Origin of the sequence: Pseudemcibacter sp., from assembly GCF_965661635.1 — a bacterium.
GTDB lineage: Bacteria > Pseudomonadota > Alphaproteobacteria > Sphingomonadales > Emcibacteraceae > Pseudemcibacter.
In genome coordinates, this window is record NZ_CBFIEP010000119.1 from 1 (window position 1) to 4362 (window position 4362).

Here is a 4362-nt window from a genome sequence, read left to right on the forward strand (position 1 = left end):
AAACACAATTTTCCCACACTTATCTTCAATGCTCATCTTTAACATTAAAATATGTCTAATCAGTAACTACGAAAGAATAACATGCGTCTTTTAGTCATTACCCTTCTATTAGCTCTATCAACATCCCTCTCAATCGCACAAACCTCACTTGACGAATTAATCGCCCTTTCAAATGATGGTGATGGTGCAGCCACCTATAACGCAGCAAAAATGCTTCATGACGGCAATCAGGTTGAGCGGGATATCCCGCGCGCCATTGAATTATATAAAAAAGCTGCCGCGGAAAATTATTATCCCGCCGGTTTACCGCTAGGACGCATATATTCTTCGCAAATGGTATTTGAAATAGATATGGATTATACAAAAGAGATGCTTCAATTTGCCTCATCTGATCCGCAAGGTGGCAATCACGTTAAGGATGCTGCCTATTTCCTCGCGCAAATTTATATTGGTGATAAAGCGGGCAACAGAACCATTTATAAATGGTTAGAACTTGCCGCAGATAATGGTCATCCGGGTGCCGCTGCTGATGTTGGTTATCAATATTTTAGCGGTCAGAAATTAAGAAAAGACCCTACTAAGGCCTATAAATATAGCGGTATGGCCGCAAATCTTGGGCATGGTGCATCGCAATATAATTTTGCCGTAATGCATAACCAAGGTGCCGGAACCGCCAAAGACAACGTCGCCGCCCTCACCTGGTTTATGGTTGCAGCAGATACCGATAAAAGGTTTGATAACGGAACAGTAGAAAAATTTGAAAATGGCCTCACGGCGTCACAAGTTGCCAAAGCAAAAAGAGACGCCAAAGAAATTATCGCACGCTTCAGATAACCCTTAAATTTGCTTAAATTTAAAAGCTGATATAATGTTATTCCCAAAATAAGGGGAGTAAATAATGACCTGGATAAAAACAGTACCTTATGAGCAAGCAACAGGGAAGTTAAAGAAACTTTATGACCGTGTAAAAGGGCCGGATGATAATGTTGATAACATTATGATGGCACATTCACTTAGACCCCATAGCATGGAAGCACACATGGCCATATATAAACGTGTGCTTCATCATACGGGCAACACGATACCAAAGGCATTTCTTGAATGTATAGGTGTTTATGTATCGATCTTAAACAAATGTCATTATTGCGTTGAACATCATTATGCGGGCATGGCCCGCCTCCTTAAAGAAGAAGGATATGAAGAAGAACGCACACTTGAAATACGTGCCGCACTTGAAATTCATAATCCTAAACGTGCCTTTGATGATAAACATGCCTTGATGCTAAAATATGCAAGATTTTTGACTCAAACCCCATCAGAACTAACCGAACACATCATAGAAAAGATGCGTAAGAATGGTATAGATGACGGTGAAATCCTCGAAATCAATCAAGTTGTTAGCTATTTTAATTATGCAAACCGAACTGTTCTTGGTCTCGGAATTAATACAGATGGCGATATTATCGGCCTAAGTCCCAATAATTCAGATAATGAAGACGACTGGTCACATAAATAATTTATGTGACCAGGAGAACGACTAGGCAGGGTCGCGTGCATAATTGCACGAAAGCAAAGCGTGAGCGCTTGCGATTGAAGTTAATAAAAATTTTTGGTCACATAAATAAAACTAAGTTTCACAGAAGATTAGGGGTATGAGTGTGTGTGGAGGGGATTATGCCCCTAACCTTCTGTAACGTATATATAGAAACTCAACTGAGTTATTGCTAATTTGATGCGAATCATTCTTAACAACTACCATTATTAATAATGATTATTAATTGCATTGCAAGCAGTAAATTACTTTATTCGCCTTCCCGTCATTAAAAACGAAAAAAAAGCACCGGCAAAGAAGCTGGTACTGGCCAAGAATAAACCAAGCCCCATAATTGTATTTATAATTTCCCCACCAAGTACAAGCATAATAAGTGCAATGAATGAAACACTGGAAATCATCAAATATACATTTTTGGCTGGGGCTTTTTCCCGCCATATATAAAGCGCAACGTAAATAGGAACAATGAATACAATTATAATAAGATAGAATGCCATTTTAGATCATTTCTCTTTTCATCAATTGTTTTTCAACAACTGGAAATTCATGGAAATCTCTTTTAATACGAATTTCACTTAATATCTCAGGTTCCCGCTCGACATCATCACTAAGCACAATATCTAACTCGCTTTGATCTATGCGGCTAATATCTTCCCACCTTAATTCAAACAGCTTAAAGCGTCTTAATTCGGTAATGTAATCTTCACTAACGGCAATAGCATTCCCTGAAATCCAAGCCTTTAACAGCAATGAAAACGCGCCCATGTTCTTTAGATTTTCTGACTTATCCTTAAACCAATAATAATGAACTAAAAACCCACAAATGAAATAAAACAAAAGAATAGAAAGACATATACCAATGATATAGTGCCAATCAGAAGCATTAAAAAAATCCGGCATCCAATAACTTTGCGTAAAAAAACCGAACGTCAAAAGCATAGCAAGACCAGGTACTAAAAAATTTTCCCTAAACCGTAAAACCGGAGGCACTGTGAAAAAAAGCACAGCCCAAAACCATAAAATATCTTCTGACAAACGATTATCCCTTATAATTTATCATTATCTAATAGCATAAAATACCATCGGAAAAACTTAAAAATCCAAACCTTGTCTTGGTTTAAACATTTCAACATATAATTTTAATCCTAAAACCACATATTCCTTTGTTTTACCGTGCCTATACGCGAAATAATGATCTGTATCTCTCAATGACGCGACTTCTGTTAATAAGTGGATGATTGGGCCTACCCTAATACGCCTTTTCGTACATTAATCAAACCAATCTGCATATTGATTTTGAATTCTTGTTGATAACTCACCATCATTTTCAATCGGTTTACCTGCAAATACATCAATAAAGCCATCCCATTTCATTACTTTAACACCAATATCTTGGGTTATTAGCTGAAAAGCCTTTCGTATATATTCCGCCGCATAAAGTTCATATATTTCAAGATCTCCTTGAAGATATAACCCTAAAAGATGATCTCTTTTTAATTTTCTTTTCGTCTCTGGTGTTCCCGCATTAATTTCATCACGAATATCTTGTATCTGTTCACGGGTAATGCCCGGAAATTTTAGCGAAATACGCCCATTATTAGACCCCGTCTCCAACATTGCCACAATAGTCTTTTTCATCTCTTTTGATAATGTAATTTTCATTATTAAGCCTTTTATAATAATAATTTATTCTATTTTATTAAAGTTACGTTTTAGTAGCTTTTCACTTGTAAATGTTGTTTTCATCACTGATACAGATATTCAAAATATCGATATGTCTACACCAGGTGATCACCAAATTACACTAACTCTTGATGACCTAATAGACTTCACAGATGATGACAATATTCTAAAAATTCTCGGAGATTCGGGGGATAGTGTTATTTCAACTGGTGAAGGATGGGTTCAGGGGTCTGATCAGGTTATAGATAGTGAAACATATCACACCTATACCGCAGGCGGCGCCACCCTTCTCGTTGATGAAGATATCATACAAACAATATCTTAAAATTTAATCCGGTGAATATTCAAGAATATCACCCGGTTGACAGTCAAGATGACGGCATATGGCATCAAGGGTATTAAAGCGAATACCCTTGACCTTGCCGCTCTTTAATAGCGAAATATTTTGTACTGATATACCAACGACTTCAGCAAGTTCTTTTGATTTAATCTTACGCTTTGCAAGCATCACGTCTAAATTTACAATGATTGACATCTCTCTACTCCTTAGACGATCTGAGCATTATCTTGGGCAATAAGCACACTTTCCTTCAAAACCCAACTTACTGAGAAAATCACAAGCGATAAGAATATCAAGGATAGGTCATATGTGTTGAAGGACAGCTTTAATAACCTTTCACCAACTGGATTATTAATCGTTAAAATAACACCTATTAGTGTTTCCGCTGGTATGGATAAAAAAGCATATATAACAAGGTATTTTGCTGATTTATGAAATGCGTCACCGCCCTGCTCTGAAAACATATTTCCCTTAATTCCAAATTTAAAAAATTCTCTTAAGTGGTATATCGCCCCAATAACAAAAACAGTCAAAAATGCACTAACAAGGAACCCCATAGCCAATGATAATGTCGCAGGAGCATCAATTGGATAGGCCACCCGTTCATAAAACCCTAATGCCCTCGCCCCTTCAAAATCAATCCAACTCCAAATTAGAACCAAAGGGATACTTACCATTTGTAAATTGCAGAATGTGGCCATTCTTTTGGAAATGTGACGTACTTTTTCAATATTTGATATCATAATAAACCTCATCATTAATTTTAATCATTAATTAATTAATGATT

The 4362-nt window shown here is 36.7% G+C and carries 8 protein-coding genes; 3 read left to right on the forward strand and 5 right to left on the reverse strand.

The genetic code is table 11. The features are described 5' to 3' along the window. Window positions 1–81: 81 nt before the first annotated feature. A complete protein-coding gene (locus ACTF6W_RS07825; protein WP_438993983.1) occupies window positions 82–834 on the forward strand; it encodes a tetratricopeptide repeat protein in 753 nt (250 codons plus the stop codon). A gap of 64 nt (window positions 835–898) precedes the next feature. Continuing rightward, a complete protein-coding gene (locus ACTF6W_RS07830; protein ID WP_438993984.1) occupies window positions 899–1516 on the forward strand; it encodes a carboxymuconolactone decarboxylase family protein in 618 nt (205 codons plus the stop codon). A gap of 281 nt (window positions 1517–1797) precedes the next feature. Here ACTF6W_RS07830 and ACTF6W_RS07835 read toward each other — a convergent pair whose 3' ends face one another. From ACTF6W_RS07835 to ACTF6W_RS07845, 3 genes are all read right to left on the reverse strand, one after another. Then, window positions 1798–2049 (reverse strand): hypothetical protein, encoded by a 252-nt coding sequence (locus ACTF6W_RS07835; protein WP_438993985.1) that lies wholly within the window; start codon window positions 2047–2049, stop codon window positions 1798–1800. Window position 2050: 1 nt separating this feature from the next. Then, window positions 2051–2587 carry a hypothetical protein gene (locus ACTF6W_RS07840; RefSeq protein ID WP_438993986.1) on the reverse strand — a complete coding sequence of 179 codons (537 nt, stop codon included), beginning with the start codon at window positions 2585–2587 and terminating at the stop codon, window positions 2051–2053. 234 nt (window positions 2588–2821) lie between these two features. Further along, window positions 2822–3214 (reverse strand): hypothetical protein, encoded by a 393-nt coding sequence (locus tag ACTF6W_RS07845; RefSeq protein ID WP_438993987.1) that lies wholly within the window; start codon window positions 3212–3214, stop codon window positions 2822–2824. Window positions 3215–3326: 112 nt separating this feature from the next. Here ACTF6W_RS07845 and ACTF6W_RS07850 point away from each other — a divergent pair, with 112 nt between their 5' ends. Then, window positions 3327–3560, forward strand: a complete 234-nt coding sequence (locus ACTF6W_RS07850; protein ID WP_438993988.1) for a hypothetical protein — start codon at window positions 3327–3329, stop codon at window positions 3558–3560. A gap of 3 nt (window positions 3561–3563) precedes the next feature. On the opposite strand, the gene ACTF6W_RS07855 is transcribed toward ACTF6W_RS07850, so the two are convergent. Next, on the reverse strand, window positions 3564–3770 hold the full coding sequence (locus ACTF6W_RS07855) for a helix-turn-helix domain-containing protein (RefSeq protein ID WP_438993989.1): 207 nt from the start codon (window positions 3768–3770) through the stop codon (window positions 3564–3566). A gap of 11 nt (window positions 3771–3781) precedes the next feature. Then, a complete protein-coding gene (locus tag ACTF6W_RS07860; RefSeq protein ID WP_438993990.1) occupies window positions 3782–4318 on the reverse strand; it encodes a hypothetical protein in 537 nt (178 codons plus the stop codon). Window positions 4319–4362 lie beyond the last annotated feature (44 nt).

Coding starts and splice junctions, on each gene's coding strand:
- ACTF6W_RS07825 (WP_438993983.1), top strand. CDS start 82: ATGCGTCTTTTAGTCATTACCCTTCTATTAGCTCTATCAACATCCCTC.
- ACTF6W_RS07830 (WP_438993984.1), top strand. CDS start 899: ATGACCTGGATAAAAACAGTACCTTATGAGCAAGCAACAGGGAAGTTA.
- ACTF6W_RS07835 (WP_438993985.1), bottom strand. CDS start 2,049: ATGGCATTCTATCTTATTATAATTGTATTCATTGTTCCTATTTACGTT.
- ACTF6W_RS07845 (WP_438993987.1), bottom strand. CDS start 3,214: ATGAAAATTACATTATCAAAAGAGATGAAAAAGACTATTGTGGCAATG.
- ACTF6W_RS07850 (WP_438993988.1), top strand. CDS start 3,327: ATGTCTACACCAGGTGATCACCAAATTACACTAACTCTTGATGACCTA.
- ACTF6W_RS07855 (WP_438993989.1), bottom strand. CDS start 3,770: ATGTCAATCATTGTAAATTTAGACGTGATGCTTGCAAAGCGTAAGATT.
- ACTF6W_RS07860 (WP_438993990.1), bottom strand. CDS start 4,318: ATGATATCAAATATTGAAAAAGTACGTCACATTTCCAAAAGAATGGCC.